This window comes from Sphingomonas lacusdianchii (assembly GCF_022664395.1).
GTDB lineage: Bacteria > Pseudomonadota > Alphaproteobacteria > Sphingomonadales > Sphingomonadaceae > Sphingomonas > Sphingomonas lacusdianchii.
Genome location: NZ_JAKRET010000031.1, coordinates 1 through 21122 on the forward strand (window position 1 = coordinate 1; position 21122 = coordinate 21122).

The 21122-nt window shown below is 64.1% G+C and carries 20 protein-coding genes, 4 pseudogenes and 1 other annotated feature; of the genes and pseudogenes, 11 read left to right on the forward strand and 13 right to left on the reverse strand.

Annotated elements, in window-relative coordinates:
• Positions 1–369, forward strand: a pseudogene (locus tag MF607_RS21145) (catalase); the annotation flags it as partial.
• A gap of 95 nt (positions 370–464) precedes the next feature.
• Here the strand turns inward: MF607_RS21145 and MF607_RS21150 are convergent.
• The 5 genes and pseudogenes from MF607_RS21150 to MF607_RS23085 all read right to left on the reverse strand — a co-directional run.
• Positions 465–1061: a class I SAM-dependent methyltransferase gene (locus MF607_RS21150; protein ID WP_242122089.1), complete on the reverse strand. Its 597-nt coding sequence runs from the start codon at positions 1059–1061 to the stop codon at positions 465–467.
• Positions 1058–1711, reverse strand: a complete 654-nt coding sequence (locus MF607_RS21155; RefSeq protein WP_242122090.1) for a PIG-L deacetylase family protein — start codon at positions 1709–1711, stop codon at positions 1058–1060. The genes MF607_RS21150 and MF607_RS21155 overlap by 4 nt, the downstream gene beginning before the upstream one ends.
• Positions 1708–2694 carry an acyl-CoA dehydrogenase family protein gene (locus MF607_RS21160; RefSeq protein WP_242122091.1) on the reverse strand — a complete coding sequence of 329 codons (987 nt, stop codon included), beginning with the start codon at positions 2692–2694 and terminating at the stop codon, positions 1708–1710. Before MF607_RS21160 ends, MF607_RS21155 begins: the two co-directional genes overlap by 4 nt.
• Entirely contained in the window at positions 2691–3185 is a 495-nt protein-coding gene (locus MF607_RS23080; RefSeq protein WP_431311985.1) for a glycosyltransferase, read from the reverse strand. Before MF607_RS23080 ends, MF607_RS21160 begins: the two co-directional genes overlap by 4 nt.
• Before the next feature lie 159 nt (positions 3186–3344).
• Positions 3345–3959: pseudogene (locus tag MF607_RS23085) on the reverse strand (glycosyltransferase family 2 protein); the annotation flags it as partial.
• On the opposite strand from MF607_RS23085, the pseudogene MF607_RS21170 reads away from it, so the two are divergent.
• A pseudogene (locus tag MF607_RS21170) lies at positions 3902–4066 on the forward strand (hydroxyisourate hydrolase); the annotation flags it as partial. The pseudogenes MF607_RS23085 and MF607_RS21170 sit on opposite strands and share 58 nt — an antisense overlap.
• Before the next feature lie 7 nt (positions 4067–4073).
• Here the strand turns inward: MF607_RS21170 and MF607_RS21175 are convergent.
• From MF607_RS21175 to MF607_RS21190, 3 genes are all read right to left on the reverse strand, one after another.
• Entirely contained in the window at positions 4074–4370 is a 297-nt protein-coding gene (locus MF607_RS21175) for a hypothetical protein (RefSeq protein WP_242122093.1), read from the reverse strand.
• A 138-nt stretch (positions 4371–4508) separates the two neighbouring features.
• On the reverse strand, positions 4509–7382 hold the full coding sequence (locus tag MF607_RS21185) for a PAS domain S-box protein (protein WP_347340910.1): 2874 nt from the start codon (positions 7380–7382) through the stop codon (positions 4509–4511).
• 185 nt (positions 7383–7567) lie between these two features.
• The gene (locus MF607_RS21190) at positions 7568–8674 is read right to left on the reverse strand and encodes a putative bifunctional diguanylate cyclase/phosphodiesterase (protein ID WP_347340911.1); all 1107 of its coding nucleotides are present in this window, start codon (positions 8672–8674) and stop codon (positions 7568–7570) included.
• Between MF607_RS21190 and uraH the strand changes: the two genes are divergently transcribed.
• A complete protein-coding gene (gene uraH / locus MF607_RS21195; protein ID WP_242122095.1) occupies positions 8623–9027 on the forward strand; it encodes a hydroxyisourate hydrolase in 405 nt (134 codons plus the stop codon). The genes MF607_RS21190 and uraH overlap by 52 nt on opposite strands.
• Before the next feature lie 7 nt (positions 9028–9034).
• Here the strand turns inward: uraH and MF607_RS21200 are convergent, their stop codons facing one another.
• From MF607_RS21200 to MF607_RS21210, 3 genes and pseudogenes are all read right to left on the reverse strand, one after another.
• Positions 9035–9250, reverse strand: a complete 216-nt coding sequence (locus tag MF607_RS21200; RefSeq protein WP_242122096.1) for a hypothetical protein — start codon at positions 9248–9250, stop codon at positions 9035–9037.
• A 274-nt stretch (positions 9251–9524) separates the two neighbouring features.
• Entirely contained in the window at positions 9525–11285 is a 1761-nt protein-coding gene (locus MF607_RS21205) for a PAS domain-containing protein (protein WP_242122097.1), read from the reverse strand.
• A 558-nt stretch (positions 11286–11843) separates the two neighbouring features.
• Positions 11844–12449, reverse strand: a pseudogene (locus tag MF607_RS21210) (IS110 family RNA-guided transposase); the annotation flags it as partial.
• A gap of 107 nt (positions 12450–12556) precedes the next feature.
• Between MF607_RS21210 and MF607_RS21215 the strand changes: the two are divergent.
• From MF607_RS21215 to mscL, 6 genes are all read left to right on the forward strand, one after another.
• Positions 12557–12982, forward strand: a complete 426-nt coding sequence (locus MF607_RS21215; protein WP_242122098.1) for a hypothetical protein — start codon at positions 12557–12559, stop codon at positions 12980–12982.
• A gap of 114 nt (positions 12983–13096) precedes the next feature.
• Positions 13097–13609, forward strand: coding sequence for a GAF domain-containing protein (locus tag MF607_RS21220; RefSeq protein WP_242122099.1), 513 nt, complete (start codon positions 13097–13099; stop codon positions 13607–13609).
• Positions 13606–15663 carry a putative bifunctional diguanylate cyclase/phosphodiesterase gene (locus MF607_RS21225; protein WP_242122100.1) on the forward strand — a complete coding sequence of 686 codons (2058 nt, stop codon included), beginning with the start codon at positions 13606–13608 and terminating at the stop codon, positions 15661–15663. Before MF607_RS21220 ends, MF607_RS21225 begins: the two co-directional genes overlap by 4 nt.
• On the forward strand, positions 15641–17536 hold the full coding sequence (locus MF607_RS21230; RefSeq protein ID WP_347340912.1) for a diguanylate cyclase: 1896 nt from the start codon (positions 15641–15643) through the stop codon (positions 17534–17536). The genes MF607_RS21225 and MF607_RS21230 overlap by 23 nt, the downstream gene beginning before the upstream one ends.
• 76 nt (positions 17537–17612) lie before the next feature.
• Positions 17613–17891 (forward strand): SWIB/MDM2 domain-containing protein, encoded by a 279-nt coding sequence (locus tag MF607_RS21235; RefSeq protein WP_242122101.1) that lies wholly within the window; start codon positions 17613–17615, stop codon positions 17889–17891.
• A gap of 331 nt (positions 17892–18222) precedes the next feature.
• Complete coding sequence (gene mscL, locus MF607_RS21240) at positions 18223–18657, forward strand: large conductance mechanosensitive channel protein MscL (protein WP_242122102.1); 435 nt, start codon at positions 18223–18225, stop codon at positions 18655–18657.
• Between the two features lie 161 nt (positions 18658–18818).
• Here mscL and MF607_RS21245 read toward each other — a convergent pair whose 3' ends face one another.
• Both MF607_RS21245 and MF607_RS21250 read right to left on the reverse strand, forming a co-directional pair.
• On the reverse strand, positions 18819–18980 hold the full coding sequence (locus tag MF607_RS21245) for a hypothetical protein (protein ID WP_242122103.1): 162 nt from the start codon (positions 18978–18980) through the stop codon (positions 18819–18821).
• A gap of 155 nt (positions 18981–19135) precedes the next feature.
• A complete protein-coding gene (locus tag MF607_RS21250) occupies positions 19136–19276 on the reverse strand; it encodes a hypothetical protein (RefSeq protein WP_242122104.1) in 141 nt (46 codons plus the stop codon).
• A 183-nt stretch (positions 19277–19459) separates the two neighbouring features.
• Here MF607_RS21250 and MF607_RS21255 point away from each other — a divergent pair, with 183 nt between their 5' ends.
• Together MF607_RS21255 and MF607_RS21260 are read left to right on the forward strand one after the other, a co-directional pair.
• On the forward strand, positions 19460–19669 hold the full coding sequence (locus MF607_RS21255) for a hypothetical protein (RefSeq protein ID WP_242122105.1): 210 nt from the start codon (positions 19460–19462) through the stop codon (positions 19667–19669).
• Between the two features lie 66 nt (positions 19670–19735).
• A protein-coding gene (locus MF607_RS21260) for an IS3 family transposase (RefSeq protein ID WP_242122106.1) occupies positions 19736–20967 on the forward strand; the annotation gives its coding sequence in 2 pieces (ribosomal slippage) (positions 19736–20027 and positions 20027–20967; 1233 coding nt in all).
• Positions 20020–20136, forward strand: a sequence feature (AL1L pseudoknot). Its footprint overlaps the gene before it by 117 nt.
• Positions 20968–21122: the final 155 nt, after the last annotated feature.

Genomic DNA, 21122 nt, shown 5'->3' on the forward strand with positions numbered 1-21122 from the left:
GTGGTCGCGCCGAAGATCGGCGGGGTCACGCTCGACGACGGCACCAAGGTCGCGGCCAAGCAGAAGATCGACGGCGGACCTTCGGTCCTGTTCGATGCCGTCGCGGTGCTCCCGTCCGAGGAGGGGGCTGCGATGCTCGCCAAGGATGCGGCCTCCAAGGACTTCGTGGCGGACGCGTTCGGCCACTGCAAGTTCATCGGCTACACCGATGCGGCCGCCACGTTGTTCGACGCCGCCCGGGTGCCGGAGCTTGACGATGGCTTCGTAGCCCTAAGCAAGAGCAAGGACGTCAAGGCGTTCGTCACGACCTGTCGTGACCTCAGGTTCTGGGCTCGGGAAATGAAGGTCGATCTCGACGCGGCGGCCTGACGACCCTGGCGGGAGCGGCAGGTGGACGTCCTGCCGCTCCACTTACCCGCGAACTTCATATCGCCCGGACGCGGTACGCGCTGCCTCGCTCGCGTTCAACGGGATCGGGGCACATCGTCGGGGCGAGCCGCGGTGACGACCCAGCGGCGGGTGCGGCGCACGGTGCGAACCGTCCAACGACGCCCAGTCTCTGCGAGGAACCGGGCGTGGATCCCTGCCGCATGCTGGACGAAATCGTAGAAGTCGATCCTGTGGTGCGCGAGCACGATGGTGCCGCCTGGCGTCAGGCGGGCGGCCATCTCACGCGCAACCCGGGCCATGTCTCGCGCTGAGAGGTAATACAGGATCTCGGCGATCACGATCACGTCATAGACGAGACGTGGCGGGCGACCGGGGAGCACGAGCAGCGATGCGCACGCACGAGGCCAGGCCGCGACGGCGCGTGCCGTCAGGTCGACCCCCTCCCTCGTGCCCTCGGTCGCATCGAGGCGCAACGCCATCCTCGCGATCGCGGCACTGTTGGATCCGTTGCCGCTGGCCAGCTCCAGCACCCGTCCGACCGGTCGGTGACCTATCGCGTGCAGGATCGCGGCACGCTTCACCGCCTCGTCACGGGCGGTGAAGGTGCGCCAGGGATCGTCGTCGCCGGCGAACTTGGCGGCGAACCCGGCAAGATCGATCGGGCTCGTCACTTCGAACCCGGCCGGTAGCGCTCGACCGGACGAGCAAAGGCCGCAAGCTCGTGTCTCGCGATCTTGAAGCCTGCTGGGTCATCGGAAACGGCGCCGAGCTGCGTCCGGTAGACGCGGATCAGGGACCGTTTCACCGAAACTCCCCCGGGCACAGCGATGCGCCATGCCGGTCCGGACCTGTCCGGGCGAGGCGGCCACACGCGGTAGGTCAGCCGACTGGCGCCACCCGGGCATCCGGCTACGGCCGCGGCTACGGCGCGGTGATCGGGATGGTCGTCATCGCAGGCCGGTCCGACGATGAGATCGAGATCCCGGCATCGTGCGACCTGGCGGCGCAGCGCGCGATAACAGCGCCCCGGGATCGAGGGCAACTGGCCATCGGGCAAATTGAGGAACGAGACGTCGCCAGCAACGATGCCGAGACGACGTAGCGCATGAAGGCTCTCACGCTGGCGAGCCGCGACCAGTCGCGTCCTCGGCCATTTTCGGCTGCCCCGGTGAGATGCGGCACCATCGGTCACGACCGCAACCCGGACCCGAGCTCCATGGCGGCGAAGCCGCGCAATGAGGCCTGCCGCGCCGATGACCTCGTCATCCGGGTGCGGGGCGATCACCAGCGCGACACGCACGTTTCGCAGCGCGATCCTCACAGGATGGGGTCGAGGATGTGCTCGGCGACAGCCTGGCCGACGCGAAGGCGATGCGCGTCAGGCGCCGGCTGGCGCAGGTACACCATGAGATCGGCGATCTTTGCCGCCAGCGGATGCGACAGGAACAACCCCTGCAGCCCCACCGCCTCCTGCGCGATCGTCAGGGCGCGCTCGGCAAAACCGGCGATCGATAGCCGCGCAGCGGACACCCGGGCGAGGCGTTCCGCATCCGTCCCGCTGAACCAGGCGCCCGCCGTGTCGCGGATGCTCGCCGCTGCACCCTGGGCAAGCAGGAACAGGTCGGCGAGCCGTGATGCCTGGAACGGATCGGAAGCGCGCTCGTGGGTGGTCAGGTGGTCACGCACCGCGTCCAGCAGACCCGCGATACCGCCGGCATGAACCGCGGCGAAGCGCAGCGCGCCTCCGCTGAAGAACGGCTCCCGCGCGTAGCTGCCGGGCTCGCCGATCGGGTCATCTTCACCGATCGCGGCGCCGGACCAGCGTACCAGATGTGTCTCCGAGCGCTGCATGCCGATCGTCTGCCACCACTCCCGATCGATGGCAGGCGGATCGGCCTCAAGGTCGAGCAGGAGCAGCTGCGGCCCGCGATCGCTATCCGCGGTCACCAGCGCGTGAGTCAGTATCCCCGCCCCCGATGCATAGCCCTTGCCGCCGGTCAGCCGTCCGCCGGCAAGCACCAGCGGCTCACCCGGCAGGCCCGCATTCCACACACCCAACGTCGCTCCCGCAGCGATGCGCGCGCGCAACGCAGCGACCTGGGACGACGTGCCGTATCGAAATACGATCTGCACCGCATCGACATGCCCCTCCAGCAGGCGACCGACGGGGAGATCCCGGCGTCCCGCAGCATAAAGACGGCGGAGCAGTTCCAGATATGCTTCGGGAGTCGCCGGATCGCCGACGGGGTCGGTCGCCCAGCCCGCCGCGACGATCGCATGGCGCAGAGCCCCGACCGTCGTCATGCCGCCTGCTCGCAAAGCTGGCGCTCGAGCAAAGCCAGGGCCTGCTCGGCCTCGGCGAGGGTGACGTCGGGTATATCGGGCAGTGCCGGCACGACACGCATCGCGAACGCCTCGGCATTGGGACAGTCGCGCGCGACACCGATCACATGGTCACCGGTCAATCCGATACGGTCGCCGAAGCGGGCTGCGACAAAGGAATCGGGGAGCCCGGCCCAGATGCGGCGCGCCTCCGCCTGCTGCCGGTATTGCCATGCCGCCCCTCGCGGATGCGGCATCGAGGGTGCCCCATGATGGTCGATGGCGCTGAGCGCAGCGGCCATGCCTCCCGGTGCCCGGCCGAGCCGCCGCGAGGAGGTCGCAACCACCATGCCGGGATCGCGGCGCACGCGAAACCCGGCGCGCCCGGCATCGTCGAGCAGGGCGGCGTCCTCGCCGCATGGCACCGGCTGGAAGCCGCCCAGCGCCTGATAGGCTCCGGGTCGGAAGGCCATGTTGGCGCCTCCTGAGCAGTGGGAGCCGGTAGGACTGTCCCACGGAACGGGGTCGACCGATCGTCGGTAGGCGTGAAGCCGATCGAGGTAGCGCTCGACCCTCCCCTGCACCGGATCCCGCTCCGCTGCGATCCGGACGATGCGCCCGGCGACAAGGTCGGCCGAGGCCAGGCCCTGCAGTGCCGCCCTGACCCAATCGGCACGGGGCTGGCTGTCGGCGTCGGTTGTCAGGAGAATACCGTGGGGCGTGCTCGTCGCATGATGCAGGCCGAGGGCGATGGCCGCCCGGCGTGCACGACCGGCATTGGCATCAGGGGACGGGTCTCCCTGAGCCACCGTGAACGGAAGGGCCATGCGACCAGCATGCTCGCGTATCACCTGCTTGCTCGCATCCGAGCAATTATCGAGGAGGAAGAACACGGCAGCTTCGACGTCGCCCAAGTCCAGTCGCCCGATCGCCTCCAGCAACTTCGGTAGCGCAGTCTCCTCGTTGCGGACCGGAATACAGATCGCAGCTGACACAGGTCGCAACGGCACCTCCACCATCGGTTTCGCAGGGCCAACAACCCTGCCTTGAGGAACGATAGGTGATCGAGCCCGGTTTCGATAGCTGCTCGCGGTGATGCAAGATGCCAGATCGTCATGCAGGACTACAGGTTTGCCCGGTCTCGACCGAGAGATCGGCGTCGGGTAGGTAGCCGTCGAAGTTCGCGCCGGGCACCTACAAGCTGCAGTTCGACATGGCGGGCTACCCGGATGCGAAGGCGGCGCCATTCTTCCCCGAGATCGATCCCGTGTTCGGCGTCACCAACCCTGCCGCGCACTACCATGTGCCGGTCGTGGTCAGCCCCTTCGGCTACTCCACCTACAGGGGCAATTGATCACCGATCACGCCTCGATCCCTGCCTCGAACATCGGCTTGTATAGCTCGTGCTCGAGCGAGCGCAGGTACCGGTCGAGGCGGTCGACCAGCGCTGCGACGTCCGCAGCATAGGTCGGGACGTCCGAAGCGATCGCGTTGCTGCTCCAACGCCGTATGTGGTCGGAGTAGCGCAGTCGAAGCTCGCGATCCTCTTCCATGATCCGCTCGTAAGTCGGCATCCGATCGGCGAAATATCCTCGGGCCTCCTTGTTCCAGCCCTGCTGTGTAGGCAGATGCTCCCGTACCGCATTGGCCAGGTTCATTCGTAGCCGGCCGAGGTCGGTAAGCGGAGGTCCAGCCTTAACGCAGTCGCGAAGCGCATAGGCAGTGGCGCGAATCGCCTCATGGGCGCGCCTGCTATCATCGGAAGTCATCATCTCGTCCTACTTGCTATTATCTTACTAGCCCTCATTGCTGGCGCGCCGCGCGCCGATCATGGCCGTCGCACGCTCCGTCGCCGCGCGCGTGTCGTTGGCCAGCTTCTTGACCTCCGACGCCACCACCGTGAAGCCCCGGCCTGCCTCGCCCGCCCGCGCCGCCTCGATGGATGCGTTGAGCGCGAGCAGGTTGGTCTGAGCGGCGATGCCGCCGATCGCGGTCACGATCGTGTCCAGTTCAGCCACCGTGTCCTGCAGCGCCTGTCGGCGCAGGTCGAGCGATCGCTGCAGCGCCTCGCTTTCAGCAAGGCGGTGCTCGGCTTCCCGCTCCAGCAGCACCTGGCGCGTGATGTCGGCGGCGATCTTGACGACCTTTCTCGGTCGGCCGTCGGCATCGAGGATCGGGTTGTAGGAGGCCTGGATCCAGATCTCGCGGCCGTCATGCCCGATCCGGCGATACCGTCCCGCATCGAACTCACCCCGCGACAGACGCTCCCAGAGCTTCGTGTAATCGGTCGAGCGTGCCTGGGCAGCGTCGCACAACATGCGGTGGTGCTGGCCCACAAGCGCCTTGCTGTCATAGCCCAGCATGGTCTGCGCATTCCGGTTGGCGGACAGGATCAGCCCGTCCAGATCGAACTCGATCACGGCCTGACTGCGATCCACGGCCGCATCGCGGCCGGCGAACTCCGCATCGCGCTCGCGAGCCTCGGTGATGTCGGTCGCGAACTTGACGATCTTCAGCGGCCGTCCGTCCGGATCGAGAATGGGATTGTAGGTCGCCTGCAGCCACACGTCGCGGCCGTCCTTGCCGATCCGGCGGTATAGACCTGCGTCGAAGGCACCGCCGGCCAGCTTGCGCCAGAACGCGGCATAGTCGGGCGAGCGGGCATAGTCAGGGTCGCACAGGAGGCGATGGTGACGGCCGATGACCTCGGCCCGGCTATAGCCCAGGGCGTTGAGGAAGTTCTGGTTGGCCTCCAGGATCGTCCCGTCGAGCCCAAGCTCGACGACCGCCTGGCTGCGGTCCATCGCCTTTGATCGCGCCTCGAACTCGGCGCTGCGCAGCTTCGCGTCCGTCACGTCGGTGGCGAAGCCGACGATCTTCACGACCCGGCCGTCCGGATCGAGAACCGGGTTGTAGGTTGCCTGGAACCACAGGTCGCGGCCCTCCCGGTCGCGCCGCTTGAAGATGCCCGTCATATGCTCGCCGCGGCCAAGTGTCTCCCAGGCTGCCGCATAGACGGCACTCGAGGCGAGTTCGGGCGGACACAGGATCCGGTGATGCTCGCCCGCGACATCCTCCGGTGCATAGCCCAGTGCCTTGAGATAGCCGTTACTGGTTGCGAGGATGATGCCGTCAGGGGCAAGCTCAATCGTCAGGGCCGAGCGCCGCATCGCCAGCGTGAGCGCTTCGAACTCGGCATTGCGCTGCCGGCTCTCCGTCATGTCGGACGCGAACTTCACGATCCGCACCGGGCGACCATCTGGGTCGAGCACCGGATTGTAGGTGGCGCGAAGCCACAGCTCGCGGCCATCCCGGCCGACGCGGCGGTAGGTCCCGACATCGAACTCGCCGCGGCCGAGCTTCGCCCAGAAGGCGGCATAGTCGGCTGTGCCGGCGTAAGCGGGTTCGCAGAACATCCGGTGGTGCCGCCCGACCACCTCGTCGCGCGCATAGCCCGTCAGCCGAAGGAAAACGTCGTTGACTTCGAGGATGGTGCCGTCGGTCGCGAACTCGATTACCGCCTGGCTTCGATCGAGCGCGGCGAGCCTCGCCGCAGACTCGGCAGCCGCCAGCTTGCTCACGGTCACGTCGGTTGCGACCTCCAGAACCCGGATCGGTCGCCCCTTCTCATCGAGCACGGGGGTGTAGGTCGACTGCAGCCAGACGACACGGCCGTCCTTCGCGATGCGCCGGTACTCACCGGTCTGGTGCTCGCCGGCACCGAGCTTTGCCCAGAACGCCGGATCGCTCGATCCTGGTGCCCTGACACCCATGTCGTGCGTGCGATCGGGGAGCCCTGCAATTTCGTCCAGCCGGTAGCCCAGCGTGCCGAGGAAGCGTTTGTTGGCCCACCGGACGGTGCCTTCGAGGTCGAACTCGGCGACGAGGCTGGAGCGGACCAGCGCCGCCCAACCCGCGTCCGTCGTGCCCCGCGCGCGCAAGGCGAGCACGGCACGCGCCTTGGCGGCGCCGACCGTCACGACCAGGACCGCCAGCGCCGCAACAGCGATGAGCGGCGCCATCAGGTCGGGCGACAGCACGATCCCGCCCGTGCCGGCCGCGGACCCGGGGATCACGGCGCTGATCGCGGCCATGCCGGTAAAATGCAGCAGCAGGATCGCCAGCGTCAGCAGAGCGGCAGCGGCAGTTCCCGTCCCCATGCCGCGGCGAGCAATGGAGAGGTACAGCGCCGGGGCGACCGGCAGCACTGCGAGGACGACCGAGGCTACAATCAGGACGGACGAAAAGCGTAAGGTGCCCGTAAACAGGACGGCGCTCATGCCCAGATAGTGCATGACGGAGATGCCCGTGCCGACCATCGCCGCGCCGGCGACATAGCCGACCCGGTCCTGCCTGAGAACGCAGGTCCGCAGCCCGCCCCAGGTCATAACGATGGCGATGGCCAGAGACGCCAGCGTGCGCCCCGGCAGGTAGCCGACCACGATTCCGGGATCGTAGCCAAGCATCGCAATGAAGTGGGTCGCCCAGATACCCGTGCCCGACGCAAAGGCCGCGCCGAGCAGCCAGCGGAACCGCTCGCGCGTCGGCGCGGCGCGAAGATGGCGCAGAAGGAACACGACGCTGCCGGTCGCCGCGATGCAGACCAGGGCCGCGAGCGCGACCAGCCACTTGTTATGCTGATGGGTCAGACAGAAGAAGTCGTCGAACATCTGTTGCGCCCTTTCTCGCCGCGAGAACTTGATAGGGTGCCTTAGGTTAACGAGGCGCTAAACCGGATGTCCGCTCCAAGTTGAGTCGCGCTAGATGCGAAAGTCCTGCGGAGTGCGATGCGTAATAAACCAGGAGATCAATGAACGTGGGCCGGTAAGGCATCGTCGCAGTGGCAGCGCTCGGCTTAGGCCGCAGTACGCGGGCGGCAATAGGGCGTCCATTCCGCGATAAATGCGGCAAAGTCTGTCCCTTGAAGCGGTTTACTGACATTGTAGCCCTGAACAGCGTCACAGCCTTGCGCAACGGCGAAGCCATGCTGTTCTTCCGTCTCCACACCTTCCACCGTTATCGCCATGTCCAGACACTTACCCATCGTGATGATGGCGTGGACGATCGCGGTACATTGCTTATTGCCGGGTATCTGGCGAACGAACGACTGGTCGATCTTGATCTTGTCGAACGGAAACCGGCTCAAGTAGCTGAGCGACGAGTAACCGGTTCCGAAGTCGTCCATTGAGATAAGCGGCCCTTGGGTCTTCAACGCGGTAAGTGTCGCGATCGTCTGTTCTTCGTCGCTCAGCAGGATACCCTCGGTGATCTCCAGCTCGAGGCGGCTGGAACGCAGCCCGCTCGATTTCAGCGCCGCCTCGATGGTGGCGGCAAGCCCGGGATCGCTAAACTGGACAGGGGACAGGTTGACGGCGACGCTGATGTTGTCAGGCCAGGAGGTCGCTTCCTGGCAGGCGGCCCGGATCACCCATCTGCCCAAAGCGAGGATCAGCCCGGTGTCTTCGGCAAGGCTGATGAAATCGGCGGGCGGGATCAGTCCACGCTCGGGATGGTTCCAGCGCAGCAGCGCCTCAGCCGATCCGATCCGGCCGCTCCGCGTGTCGAGCAGTGGCTGATAGTAGAGCTCGAGTTCGTCGTTCTCGATAGCGTGACGAAGTCCTTCCTCCAGCAGCCGGCGCTCGACGCTGGCAGCGTTCAAAGCGGCATCGTAGCGGCGATGGCGCCCCTTGCCGTCCAGTTTGGCGGCGTAGAGCGCCAGGTCCGCGTTTCGCAACAGCTCCGTCGGATCGGTGCCATCGGTCGGAGAGCAGGCGATGCCGATGCTCGCGCCGATATAGATGACCTGGTTGTCGAGCAGGAAAGGCTGATCGCCCACGCGCTCCACAATGCGTCGCGCGAGCAGGTCGGTTCCTCGGTCACCGCGTTGGCAAGGAGCACCGGTAAGGACGCATGACGTGCGTCTTCCCCTCTGCCTGCTCGCCTCTATCAGCGGTATCGTCACGTTACCCGTACAAGCCGCGGGAAATCTCGACCCACGTTCTCGACCTGGTCCGCGAAGTGGGAGGCCGGGACGTGCCTGTGGTGCTGCTCCGGAAAGCCGACAACGGGCGGTGGGACGAGGTAGGGCATGGCCGAACGGATCAAGCCGGCCGTGTTCGCTCCTTCGGCGAGCCGCCGCGCTTCGCGCCGGGCACCTACAAGCTGCACTTCGACATATCGGGCTACCCGGATGCGACGGCCGCGCCCTTCTTTCCCGAGATCGACCTGATGTTCCGGGTGACCGACCCCGCAGCTCGCTACCATGTGCCGGTCGTGGTCAGTCCTTTCGGCTACTCGACCTATCGCGGCAACTGAAGGCGGGTCAGGCGTTCTCCGATGGGGACTGGATGATCGGCTTGTACAGTTCGCTCTCGAGCGATCGGAGGTGGTGTTCGATCCGGTTCACGAGCGGGACGACATCGGCGGCATAGGACGAGAAATCCGTGTCGATCGTCTCGCCGTTCCACCGGCCGATATGCAGCGAGTAGCTGAGGCGCAGTTCGCGTTCCTGCTCGATGATTCGCTCATAGGCCGCCATGCGGTCGATGAAATAGGGTCTGGCCTGTGCGTTCCAGGCCTGCTAGGTCGCGAGATGGCCTCTAACGGCAGTGGCAAGGTTCATGCGTAGCTTGCCGATGTCTGACGTCGGCGGCCTTGCCATTACCGCGGTTCTCAGTTCAGCGGCTGCCGTCAACAGTGTGTCGTGGGCATGCCTGTCGGTTTCGGCACTCAATGGAGCGAGGGGTGGCGACACCAACATGGGGCCTTTGCTAATGCCGGACCCGCTAAAGAGCTGTTGATGCAGGCGCGGATCAGCCCTGGACGGCGCCGAACTGCGACCGGCGCCGGCGTGGCCCGTCCTCGCCGCGCCGGTTGAGCGCCTGGCTCACCCGGTCGAGCAGATCGGAGCGACGATAGGGCTTGCCGATGACGTCTGTGCCTCGTGCACGCGGGCCGTTGATGACCAGCTCCTCATTGTACCCGGTCGTCATCAGCACCGACACCGAGGCATCGCGACCCATGATGGTGTCGGCGAGCACCAGGCCGTTCATCCCTCCCGGCATGACCAGATCGGTAAAGAGCAGGTCGATCCGGTTGGTAGCGTGGAGTTCGTCGAACAACCGGATAGCCTCATCTCCGCTGATCGCCGTCGAGACCGTATAACCGGCACCTTCAAGGATATCGCGCGCGATGGTCAGAACCTCATCATTGTCCTCCACGACAAGGATGTGCGGCGACTCACCTTCCTCGAGGGCTGCAACCGCGGGACGATGGGTGTGCGCCACCGGAGGAGCGGGGTATTCGGCCTGCATCACCGGGAACAGCATCCTGATCCGTGTCCCGTGACCAGGCTGGGTGTCGATCAGCAAACGACCCCCGGACTGGCGTACGAAGCCGCTCGCCATCGCCAGCCCCAGGCCGGTGCCCTTGCCGACCCCCTTGGTGGTGAAGAACGGCTCGGTCGCGCGCGCCGCGACGTCCGAGCTCATCCCCTGCCCCTGATCCTGGATCTCCAGGGCGACATAGTCGCCTTCCGGCAAACCCTCGCCATCTTCGGGAGATGCGTCGAGATGGAGCGGCAGGGTCGATATGGTCACCAGACCGCCGTCGGGCATCGCATCGCGCGCATTGTTGACAATGTTGAGGATCGCCATCTCAAGCTGGTCGGGGTCCACCACGACATACGGCAGGCCACGGCGCAGGCTGAGGTGGATGTCGACCTGCTTGTTGACTGAACTCTCGATCAGCTCGCTGAACTCGGACACGAGCTGCGCCAGGTCGAGCGCGCGGGGTTCCAGCCGGGTCTTGCGGGCGAAGGCAAGGAGCTGCCGGGTCAGCTTCGCCCCGCGCTCCGCGGCCGACTGGGCCGCGGTGACATATTTCTTGATCCGCTCCGGATCGGTTGCGGCGGCGACCAGCTCGAGGTTACCGTTGACGACCTGCAGCAGGTTGTTGAAATCGTGCGCCAGCCCGGCTGTCAGCTGGCCGATGGTCTCCATTTTCTGGGCTTGCCGGTAGCTTTGCTCGGTGTTGCGACGCCGGGTCACGTCGAGCTGGCTGGCGAAGAAGTAGCGAAGCGTGCCTTCGGTATCGTAGACCGGCCCTATAAACACGGCATTCCAGAACGGCGTGCCGTCCCGCCGGTAGTTGAGCAGTTCCAGCGCGATTGCCTGATGTGCTTCCACGGCATCGCGCAGCTCAGCGACGGCATGGCGATCGGTCTGTGCGCCCTGCAGGAAGCGGCAGTTGCGCCCGAGGACCTCATCCTCCTCATAGCCCGTCAGGTCGAGAAAAGCCTTGTTGGCGAAGGTGATCGGATTGTCGGGCTGATTGGGATCGGTGAGGATCATCGGCATCCGCGTCATCTCGATCGCGGCGAAGAAGACGCCGCCGCGGTCGTTCAGATCCGGATCGGTGATCGTGCTTTCTCGCCAGTGATGCAGACCGGGGCGCTCGATGGGCTCGTTACCGCCCATGTCCATCGCCCCCTCAGCCGGCTGCCCTGCCGCAAGGCCGGTGGGATCGACGTCGGTATGATTACTCGGTGAGGTGTCTTCAGGATTCTCCGTCATGTCGCTGGCCTATCCGCGCCCAAGGATGCCTGGCAAGTGCGTTCCTCGCTCTCATGTCCAATAGCAGTCGTAGGAGGTCGCTCGGACCAGGATGCGACCGCAATGGATCGAACAGCGCTGCGATGCGCTTGCCTACCAGCTCCGTGGTGATCGGGAAGCACATGTGTCAGGTTTGTCGAAGCAAGAGGCCTATCGCGCGAATGCAATGCGCGAACATGAGCTTGCCCGTCACGTGATGGGGTGGACGGCCCCTGCACCAGCGTAGCTGTGCGATGATGTGGTCGTTGAGCCATGTGTGGACGACCCCTGCGGTGCAAGAGCTTTCGTGCAGCGATGAGCACCGGTCGGGTGCATCCGTGTGTTCGGCCTGTTCGTGCAGCACCGCATGGCTGCTGGCCCCGATGAAGTCCGCGGATCGGATCCCTAATCACGTCATCGCGCTCGAAGCGCTCTGCTCCCCTCGGCTTGTTCGATCCCCGGTCTGACCGGTTTTGTCATCACCACTCAGCTGCCCTTACACCATCGTGCCGACCGCTCAGCGGTTGGCGAGGACAGCGGTCACGCGGCAGCCACCGCGTAGACCTCGTTGCGCGCCATCACCGCCCAAGCGATGCGCGCTGTCTTGTTGGCAAGCCCGACGGTAGCGATCTTCACCGGCTTGCGCTCGAGAAGCTGCGCGGCCCACGGTTGGCGAGCCGCGTCCTTCCTTGCCATGCGCATCACCGCGGTCGCGCCGACCACCAGCAGCTTGCGGAGATACCCGTCGCCCTGCTTGCTGATGCCGCCGAGCCGCTCCTTGCCGCCCCAACTATGTGGACGCGGTGTGAGCCCCAACCATGCCGCGAACTGGCGGCCGGAGCGGAACAGCGACGCGTCGGGCACAGCCGCGGCGATCGCCGACGCCGTGATCGGGCCGATGCCGGGGATCGAAGCGAGCCGGCGGCTGGTGTCATCGGCGCGGTGCCAAGCGAGGATCTGGGCCTCGAGCCGATCGACCTCGCTCGCGAGCGATCGAAGTTGGGCGCCGATCGTATGGAGTGCCGACCGCGCATGCGCTGGCAGCTTCTCCTGCTCCTCGTGGAGGAGCTTCATCAGCGCGGTGACGTCACCGGGCCCCTTGCTGGAGACGATGCCGTACTCCGACAGGTGCGCTCGCAAGGCGTTGGCATCATGTTGCTCTTTCAGTAAGCCCGCTGTCCAAGCCCTTACAATTTGTCCACGCTGCTTAGGCGGTGATGGTTTAGACTCGAGCGAAAATGCGGAGGAGACGGATGGATATCAGCTATCATCGGCTTATCGAGGATCATGAAAAGATCGTCGATGCGGCCGGTCACCTCCCCTCCTGCATCGCCGACAAGAGCTACGAGGCAGAGGAGCTGGCGGCCAAGCTCGACATGCTGGCAGGTCAGGTTCGGGATCACCTTGCCGTCGAGGACGCGATTATGGTGCGGGACCATGGCAAGATGATGAGACCATGGGCAGAAACCTGTCAAGACGGCCCGAACGGCGTTGCACGACTGCGCAAGGATTGGCTTGCGTTTCTTGATGCGTGGAATCGGCGCACGATCTCCGAGAACCGGCGTGGATTCGCGGAGGCGGCAGACCACCTCCTCGGCCGCTTGCGCGAGCGTATCCAGACAGAAACATGGGCCTTCTATGCAACCGGCTTGCAAAGTGGGGCGATCAGCCTGCGCTGACCCATCGCGTCCGCAGGGCATGTCAGTGCTGACGTGGTTTCAACCATATCGAATGTTAAGCATTCGCCTTCATCATCGAACTCGAATTTACCTGTTCGATCGATGTGAGAGCCGATGTTCAAGACCCTGCTGCGCGAGCGACGTCGTACCGGCGCCGTTCGTGACCTCGATATCCTGCGCACACCGGCAGAACCGGCGTTCGATCGCCTCGTCGATGCCGCGGCAACGGCGTTTGACGCTCCGATCGCGCTGCTATCGCTGATCCACGGTCAGCAACAGTGGTTCAAGGCTACGCATGGCCTCACCATCGACTGTATTGACCGCGAGGATGGCTTTTGCGGGTTCGCGCTCGATAGCGACGAGGTTCTCGAAAGCTGCGCTCCCATGGATGATCCCCGCTTCGCCAACCTGCCCGTCGTCACCAGTGATCCCCACATCCGCTACTATATCGGCGCCGCTCTGCGTCGTCTGAACGGTGTCGATGTCGGCGCGCTCTGTGTACTCGACATCGCCGCACGTCCGCCGGCATCCCCGGACCAGAAAGCCTATCTGGCGGGCCTTGCCCGGCAGGCATCGGTCGCGCTTGAAACCCGACTCGACAGCCTTGGCGAAGGCGCCGCGGCATGATGCGGCTCGCCTTGTGCATCGGCGAGGAGCACGACCTGCGCCTTACCGCCCTCGCTGTCCTGATTTGCCTCGTCGGCTCGGCTGCAACTGGACAGCTGTTCCAACGCGTAAAATCGGCTGCTGGCGCGGTCCGGGCAGGCTGGTTGATGCTGGCGTCGGTCGGCATCGGCACAATGGTCTGGTCGACGCACTTCGTCGCGATGATGGGGTTCCGGGCCAAGGTGCCGGTAACGCTTGATCCCGGCCTCACCCTGCTATCGCTCCTGGTCGTGATCGGCCTTGCCGTGCCCGGTCTGATCGTTGCGAAGAAGATAGCGCGCGGCGCCGGCCTTGCTGGGGGAGCGATCATCGGCGCGGGCATCGCCACGATGCACTATCTTGGTATGTCAGCGTACCGCGTCGATGGCATCGTCACCTGGGATTGGGCCTATGTCAGCGCATCGGTCCTCCTCTCGATCGCACTGACCGGCGCGGCCTTTCAGCTGTTCGGGACAAATGGCCGCAGCGCCAGGATAGCAGCGCCAGGCATGCTCGCGCTCGGCGTTGCGCTGCTGCACTTTACCGGCATGGCCGCGATGAACATCGCTGTGCTCGATCTTGGCGGCAATGGGCTCTCGAACCTTACTCAGGTCCTGCTCGCGGTCTCCACGTCGGTCGGCGCACTTCTGGTCGTCGGCTGTGCCGGCGTCAGTGCGCTGATCGACGGACAGACACAGAATGAAGCGTATCGCCGTTTGCGCCGGATGGCGTTGCATGACGGGCTTACCGATCTGCCCAACCGCATGGCGTTCAACGAGGAACTGAACCGGCGCTTCGCTGTGAAAGGCGGCGCTCCCTGCATGGCGGTCGTGATGCTCGACCTGTCACGCTTCAAGGCGGTCAACGACACGCACGGCCATCAGGCAGGAGATCAGTTGCTGATCGCCTTGTCCGCCCGGCTTACGGCAATGCTCCGCACCGGCGAATGTGTCGCGCGACTTGGTGGCGATGAGTTCGCTGCGGTCATTTCCTTTACCGAACGCGGCGAGCTGACGTCCTTCCTCGAACGCCTGCAAGCTGCGTTAGATATGCCATTCGCATTCGAACGGTTCACAGCATCGATCGGCGCCAATATCGGTGTTGCGCTGGCGGTACATGACGGGTTCGATGCCAACACCCTGCTCGGCAAGGCAGACCTTGCCATGTACCGGGCAAAATCGGCGCACTCGGATGCACCGTGCTTTTACGACGCCCGTATGGACGATGCGGTCCGCTCACGGCGCGATCTTGGGAACGATCTGCGCGACGCCGTCCAGAACGGCGCTTTCGAGCTGCACTATCAGGTGCAGGCCTCGATCCCGACCGGCGAGATCACCGGCTACGAAGCGCTGGTGCGCTGGCGGCATCCGACGCTCGGCCTAGTCTCTCCTGCGACGTTCATTCCGCTGGCCGAGGAGACGGGCCAGATCGTGGCGCTCAGCATCTGGATACTGCGGCAGGCCTGCTTCGAAGCGGCCCTGTGGACCAACCGGCACGTCGTTTCCGTCAACCTTTCGCCACTTCACCTCGCCGATCCCCGGCTTGTGGAGACCGTACAGACCGCGCTGATCGACACTGGCCTACCACCGGAACGTCTCGCGCTGGAGCTGACCGAGAGCGCAATCATTCACGATCGACGCTATGCCTTGGGACAGCTAAAGGCCCTGAAAGCCCTTGGCATCTCGATCGCCCTCGACGACTTCGGTGTCGGCTATTCCTCCATCGATGTCCTTCGCGCCTTTGCCTTCGACCGGATCAAGCTCGATGCCTCCTTCGTCGCTGAGATCGAGCGTGACGAGCAGGCCGTATCGATCCTGCGATCGGTTGCCGCCCTTGGTGCTACCCTGCACATGCCGGTCCTTGCCGAAGGTGTTGAGCAACCGGGGCAGCTGGCGATCGTCGCGCGGGAGGGCTGCACCGCGATACAGGGGTATCTGATCGGAAAACCGTCGCGATCGCTCGCCGATCCCGACCAGGTCCGCCGGCTGATGACGTTGCGACCGCAGGCGGTCGATGCCGACTGGCACGTCGCATGACCGCGAAGAGCTGCCTCGACGCTTCGCTCCCCCAATCGCCGGAATTGCCATGTTCGCCTCGCTAGCCACCCGTATCGCTGCAATCGGTGCGATCATCATCCTCGCCCTGGTGTCGCTTGCCGGGCTGCTGGCCGATGCCTCCCATCAGACACGCGAGAGCTTCCGGCAGGTCAAACATTCCGCTGCCGTCATCGAAACGACCGAGGAGGCGCTTGGCGACCTGCGAGATGCCGAATCCGGGCAGCGCGGCTTCGTGCTCACGCATAACCCTGCCTACGCGCGCTCTTTCGATCAGCGGGTTGCCAGCGCCGTGGCCAATATTGATCAGGTTGTCCGCCTTACGAGCGACAATCCGCTCCAGCACACCCGCGCTCGCGAAATAGCGAGCCTGATGAAACAGCGCGCGACGATCTTGCGGCGGCCGCTCGATCTTGGTCAACGCGGCGATTTTGCCGGCGCGCTGGCTGTGATCGCAAGCGGCAAAGGCCACGACCTGATGGACGCACTGACGGTGCGCATCCAGGGCTTCCTCGAAGACGAGCACGCGCTCCAGACGGCCCGTGGTGAGGCTGCCGATCAGCGGCTGTCGCGCAGCAAATGGACCTCGATGGCAGGCGCTGCCGTGGTGGCATTGATTGTGCTGGTAGCCTTTGCGCTGTTTATTCGCGGCATCCGCCGGCCGATCGACGCAATGATGGCCGCCATGACCGATCTCGGAAGTGGCCAGGGCAATGCGAGGATCGAAGGGGGCATGGGGTCACGCGAATTCAATCGTATGGCCCGCGGCTACAATGCGATGGCGGATCGGCTCGAACTGGCGATCGTCGATCAACGTCGCAGTGAAGGAAAACTTCATCTCGCCAACGCCGAATTGCATACCAATGCCGAGGCGTTGCGTGAGCGCGGTGACGTTATCGAGCTGCTCGGTGGCATGGCGCACCGAATGCAGGCTGCACGCACCGATGACGAGCTTGCCCAGGTCATCCGCGTTTTCGTGCCCAAGGTCCTGCCCGAGCTGCCCGGCGTGCTCTACGCGCACAACAATTCCCGCAACCTCCTCATCCCTATTGCAGGCTGGGGTGGGCTTGACACCGGGGATGACGGATTTGCACCCGACCAATGCTGGGCGTTGCGGCGCGGGCGAAGTCACTGTCTCGTCGAGCCAGGCGACGATATCGTCTGTGGACACGTAAAGGACGGAGAAGCCTATCACTGCGAGCCATTGCTCGCAGGCGGCGAGGTCATTGGCGTGCTGTATCTTCACGGCCAGATCGGCGCAGAGCATCGATTTCGATTGACCGTGCTCACCGAAAATATCGCGTCCGCGTTGGTCAATCATCGGCTTCAGCGGTCTCTTCGCGAGCAGACGATCCGCGATCCGCTGACCGGGTTGTTTAATCGGCGCTATATGGAGGAGGCACTGACCCTAGAGATTGCCCGCTCCTCCCGATCCGGCGCGCCGCTTAGCCTCGTCATGTGCGATGTCGATCACTTCAAGCGCTTCAATGACGAGTTCGGGCACGATGCCGGCGACGCCGTCCTGCAGGCGGTTGCTGCCGAGATGAGGAGCCGGTTCCGCGATGGTGATGTCGTCTGCCGCTTTGGAGGCGAGGAGTTCACCATCATCGCGCCCGGAACGACCGCCGAGGCCTTGATGAACCGCGTCGAGATGGTCCGTCAGGCGATCACCGAGATCAGCGTCCGCCAGCAGGGCCGCACGCTTGGCGCCATCAGCATGTCGTTCGGCATTGCAACCTGGTCAGACACCATGGCACGCGATGGCTCGACGCTCATTCAGGCAGCCGACGCCGCGCTTTATGATGCCAAGCGTGGCGGACGGAACATGGCGTTGATCAGCCGGCTTGCTGCCTGATTGTCGGAACTGACGTTACTTGATCGTAACGAGAAATCGTGGCCTGATGAGTGATATCAGAGGAAGGGAGACGATCATGGTAGCGAAACCGCAAACGAGTACGAAGGCAGCGACGGGGATACACGCACCGGTGAAGCCATCGGTCGAGCTAGGCGCGATCGTGGGTGGCCATGCCCTGCCGCGCAGCGAGGTGGTCAGCAAGATCTGGGCTTACATCAAGGCGGAAAAGCTACAGAACCCCGACAACAAGCGTGAAATCGTCGCCGACGAAAAGCTCAAGAAGGTGTTCGGCAAAGACCGGGTGTCGATGTTCGAGATGAACAAGTATATCTCGCAGCACCTCATCAAAGCCTGATAGAAGAAGCATTGATCCCGGCGCACTGTGCCGGGATCAGCGCTCAGGAACGGTGGTTCTGTTGGCCGCGGTCCCGGTGTTCGTCATGCCCGCTTCGGCCATGGCGGCGTCGACGTCGTCGTTAGCCTCTTTCATCGTGCGCTCTTGTGCGGCCATGACCCCAGCATCGTTGCTCGTTGCCTCAGCCTCGCGTCGGCATGCCGCTTCCAGCAGCAGCACACTGCATAAGGCTGCCCTTGTCCACCCCATCATATCCCCCTGTTCATTACGCTCCCGTTCCCTTACACCCTGCCGCTACCGGGGGCAGGTAGCAACAACAAAGGGGAAGCTCATGTTCAACGAATTCAAGACCTTCGTGATGCGCGGCAACGTGCTCGATCTCGCTGTTGCGGTCATTATCGGCGCAGCGTTCGGCAAGATCGTCACATCGCTCACCGACGATATCCTCATGCCGATCATCGGCAAGATCTTCGGCGGCCTCGATTTTTCAAGCTACTTCGTGACGCTCGGTGCTGTGCCTGCCAATTACGCCGGCAGCCTCTCCGATTATGCGGCGTTGAAGAAGGCCGGCGTACCGCTGCTCGGATACGGCGAATTCATCACGCAGGCAGTGAACTTCATCATCGTCGCCTTCATCATTTTCCTCGTTGTCCGTTCGGTCAATCGCTTGATGCCGAAAAAGGTCGATGCGCCTGCCGCAATCCCAGAGGACGTCACGCTGCTGCGTGAGATCCGTGACGAGCTTCGTCAGCGTCGTTCAATCTGATCTACCACGCCACAATCCCGGATGGAGGCCGTGGCGCCTCGCTTATACCGGTTCGAACAGCCAGGCCGCGTCTTCCTCGGTGTAGGTGATGAGGACGCGCCCCGGTGGTGCAATCCGTTCCGCCATCGACGTGGGAGTTCTGGCAATACGATGATGGCCGTTCACCGCGATGGAGAATTGGCCTCGAACGACTTCTTGAATTCAGCGATCATCACTTCCTCTGTGAGTGTCTTCTCCCGCATGTCGACCAGCCTCAGGAACTGGCCATGCCAGGCACCGGCCACCTTCATCGCCAGCACGGCCTTGGCGTGGTCGACTGACAAGCCGTCGGTGTGAACGTTGACTCAGTCGCCCGACAGCGTCACGCGCATGAACTCGCGATCCGGATCAATATCGATGCGCTATCCCGCTGGATGCATAGCGCTATCTTCGTCACAAGTGTAGCGCGGCAGTCCAAAAATTGCAAGATCGCAAATCGCTATTGCGAAGTTGCGCATGCATCGAGCGCGTCGAGGGCATGGCTAAGCAAGGCCAAGACCAAGGTTTGGCCGGTAGCATCCGCCAGATCGATTGCTGCCTTGATCTGATCAAGCAGACTCTTCGCCACGTCTTCCACCATCGGTCATCTCCCATACGCGCAGTGCGTTGGCTAACGCTCAGCGTAATAAATACGAAAATTAAAAATCGCGTAAAGATTGAGGCCAGCATCGCAAAATCCGCTTCTGCCCACGAGCAGGTAAATCACTGCTCCCCTTCACAGAATATGTAACTTCTTGGGCGCGCTGCTCTCCGGGAGAGCGAGATGCGCATCAAAAGGGAGCAGGAGATGGAAGCCAGCTTCGAGGTTATCGCCGAACCCGACAAAGACATGATCCAGTTGACCATGTCGGGGTTCTTTGCTGAACCCGATATTCGCCGGATGCGTGCCGCCTTGAGGGTGGCGCTCACTGAGCTGCACTGCGCTCCCAACCAGCACAAAACGCTCTGCGATATTCGCGACATGAAGATCTAGATTCAAGAAAGTGTCATGAACCGCGCCGGGTTTGTCGGAGGCTCTAACTCCTGAGAGGAAGGGGCTATGACGAGCAAGACGACGAACAAGTTCTCGCCTGAGGTGCGCGCGCGTGCGGTGCGGATGGTGCTGGACCATGAGAAGGATCACGCATCGCGTTGGGCTGCGGTGGTGTCGATCGCGGCGAAGATCGGGTGCGCGGGGCAGACGCTGCACGAGTGGGTGAAGAAGGCCGAGGTCGACAGCGGCATGCGCGCCGGGGTGCCAAGCGATGTCGCCGACCGATTGAAGGCACTGGAGCGGGAGAACCGCGAACTGCGCCAAGCCAACGAGATCCTGCGCAAGGCGTCGGCGTATTTTGCGATGGCGGAGCTCGACCGCCGAGCGAGGTGATGGTGTCGTTCATCGACGCGCATCGCGAGGTGTACGGGGTCGAGCCGATCTGCCGGGTCCTGCCGATCGCCCCATCCACCTACCATGCCCATGTAGCGAGCAGGATTGAGCCGACCAGAAGGTCGGCTCGGGCTCGGCGTGACGATGCGCTTGGGCCGGAGGTGCGCCGCGTGTTCGAGCAGAACTTTCGCGTCTACGGCGTGCGCAAGGTCTGGCGGCAGCTGCGGCGCGAAGGGTTCGATGTCGCCCGCTGCACCGTTGCCCGCCTGATGCGGGCGATGGGGCTGGCCGGCGTGATCCGCGGCAAGCCGGCCCGCACCACCGTCAGCGACCGGACGGCGCCATGCCCGCTAGACCGAGTCAACCGGCAGTTCCGTGCACCGGCGCCGAACATGCTCTGGGTGTCGGACTTCACCTACGTCGCGACCTGGGCGGGGTTCGTCTACGTGGCTTTCGTCATCGACACCTATGCTCGCCGGATCGTTGGCTGGCGCGCCAGCCGGAGCGCACATGCCGGCTTCGTCCTGGATGCGCTGGAGCAGGCGCTACATGACCGACAACCGAGGCGGGGTGGCGGCCTCGTCCACCATTCCGACCGCGGCAGCCAGTACGTGTCCATCAAGTACACCGAGCGCCTGGCCGAAGCGGGCATCGAGCCGTCGGTCGGAAGCGTGGGCGACAGCTATGACAACGCTTTGGCGGAAACCATCAACGGCCTCTACAAGGCCGAGGTGATCTACCGCCGCGGCCCATGGCGCAGCTTCGAGGCGGTCGAGTACGCCACCCTCGAATGGGTGGATTGGTTCAACTATCGCCGGCTGCTCGAACCCATCGGCAACGTCCCGCCCGCCGAAGCCGAAGAGCAATACTATGCTGCCGCAAACATCGTCGATATGGCAGCGTGACTCACATCCAACGGCCTCCGACAAACCCGGGGCGTGTGTGGATGCCCCCGGTTTTGCAAGGCGATTTTCCGACGTTCTGGCGGCTCGGCGCTTATATCGTTCGTGTGTCAGGCCTGTTCGCGTGGCTCATCGTTTGCCACTGGCCGGTATGCAGT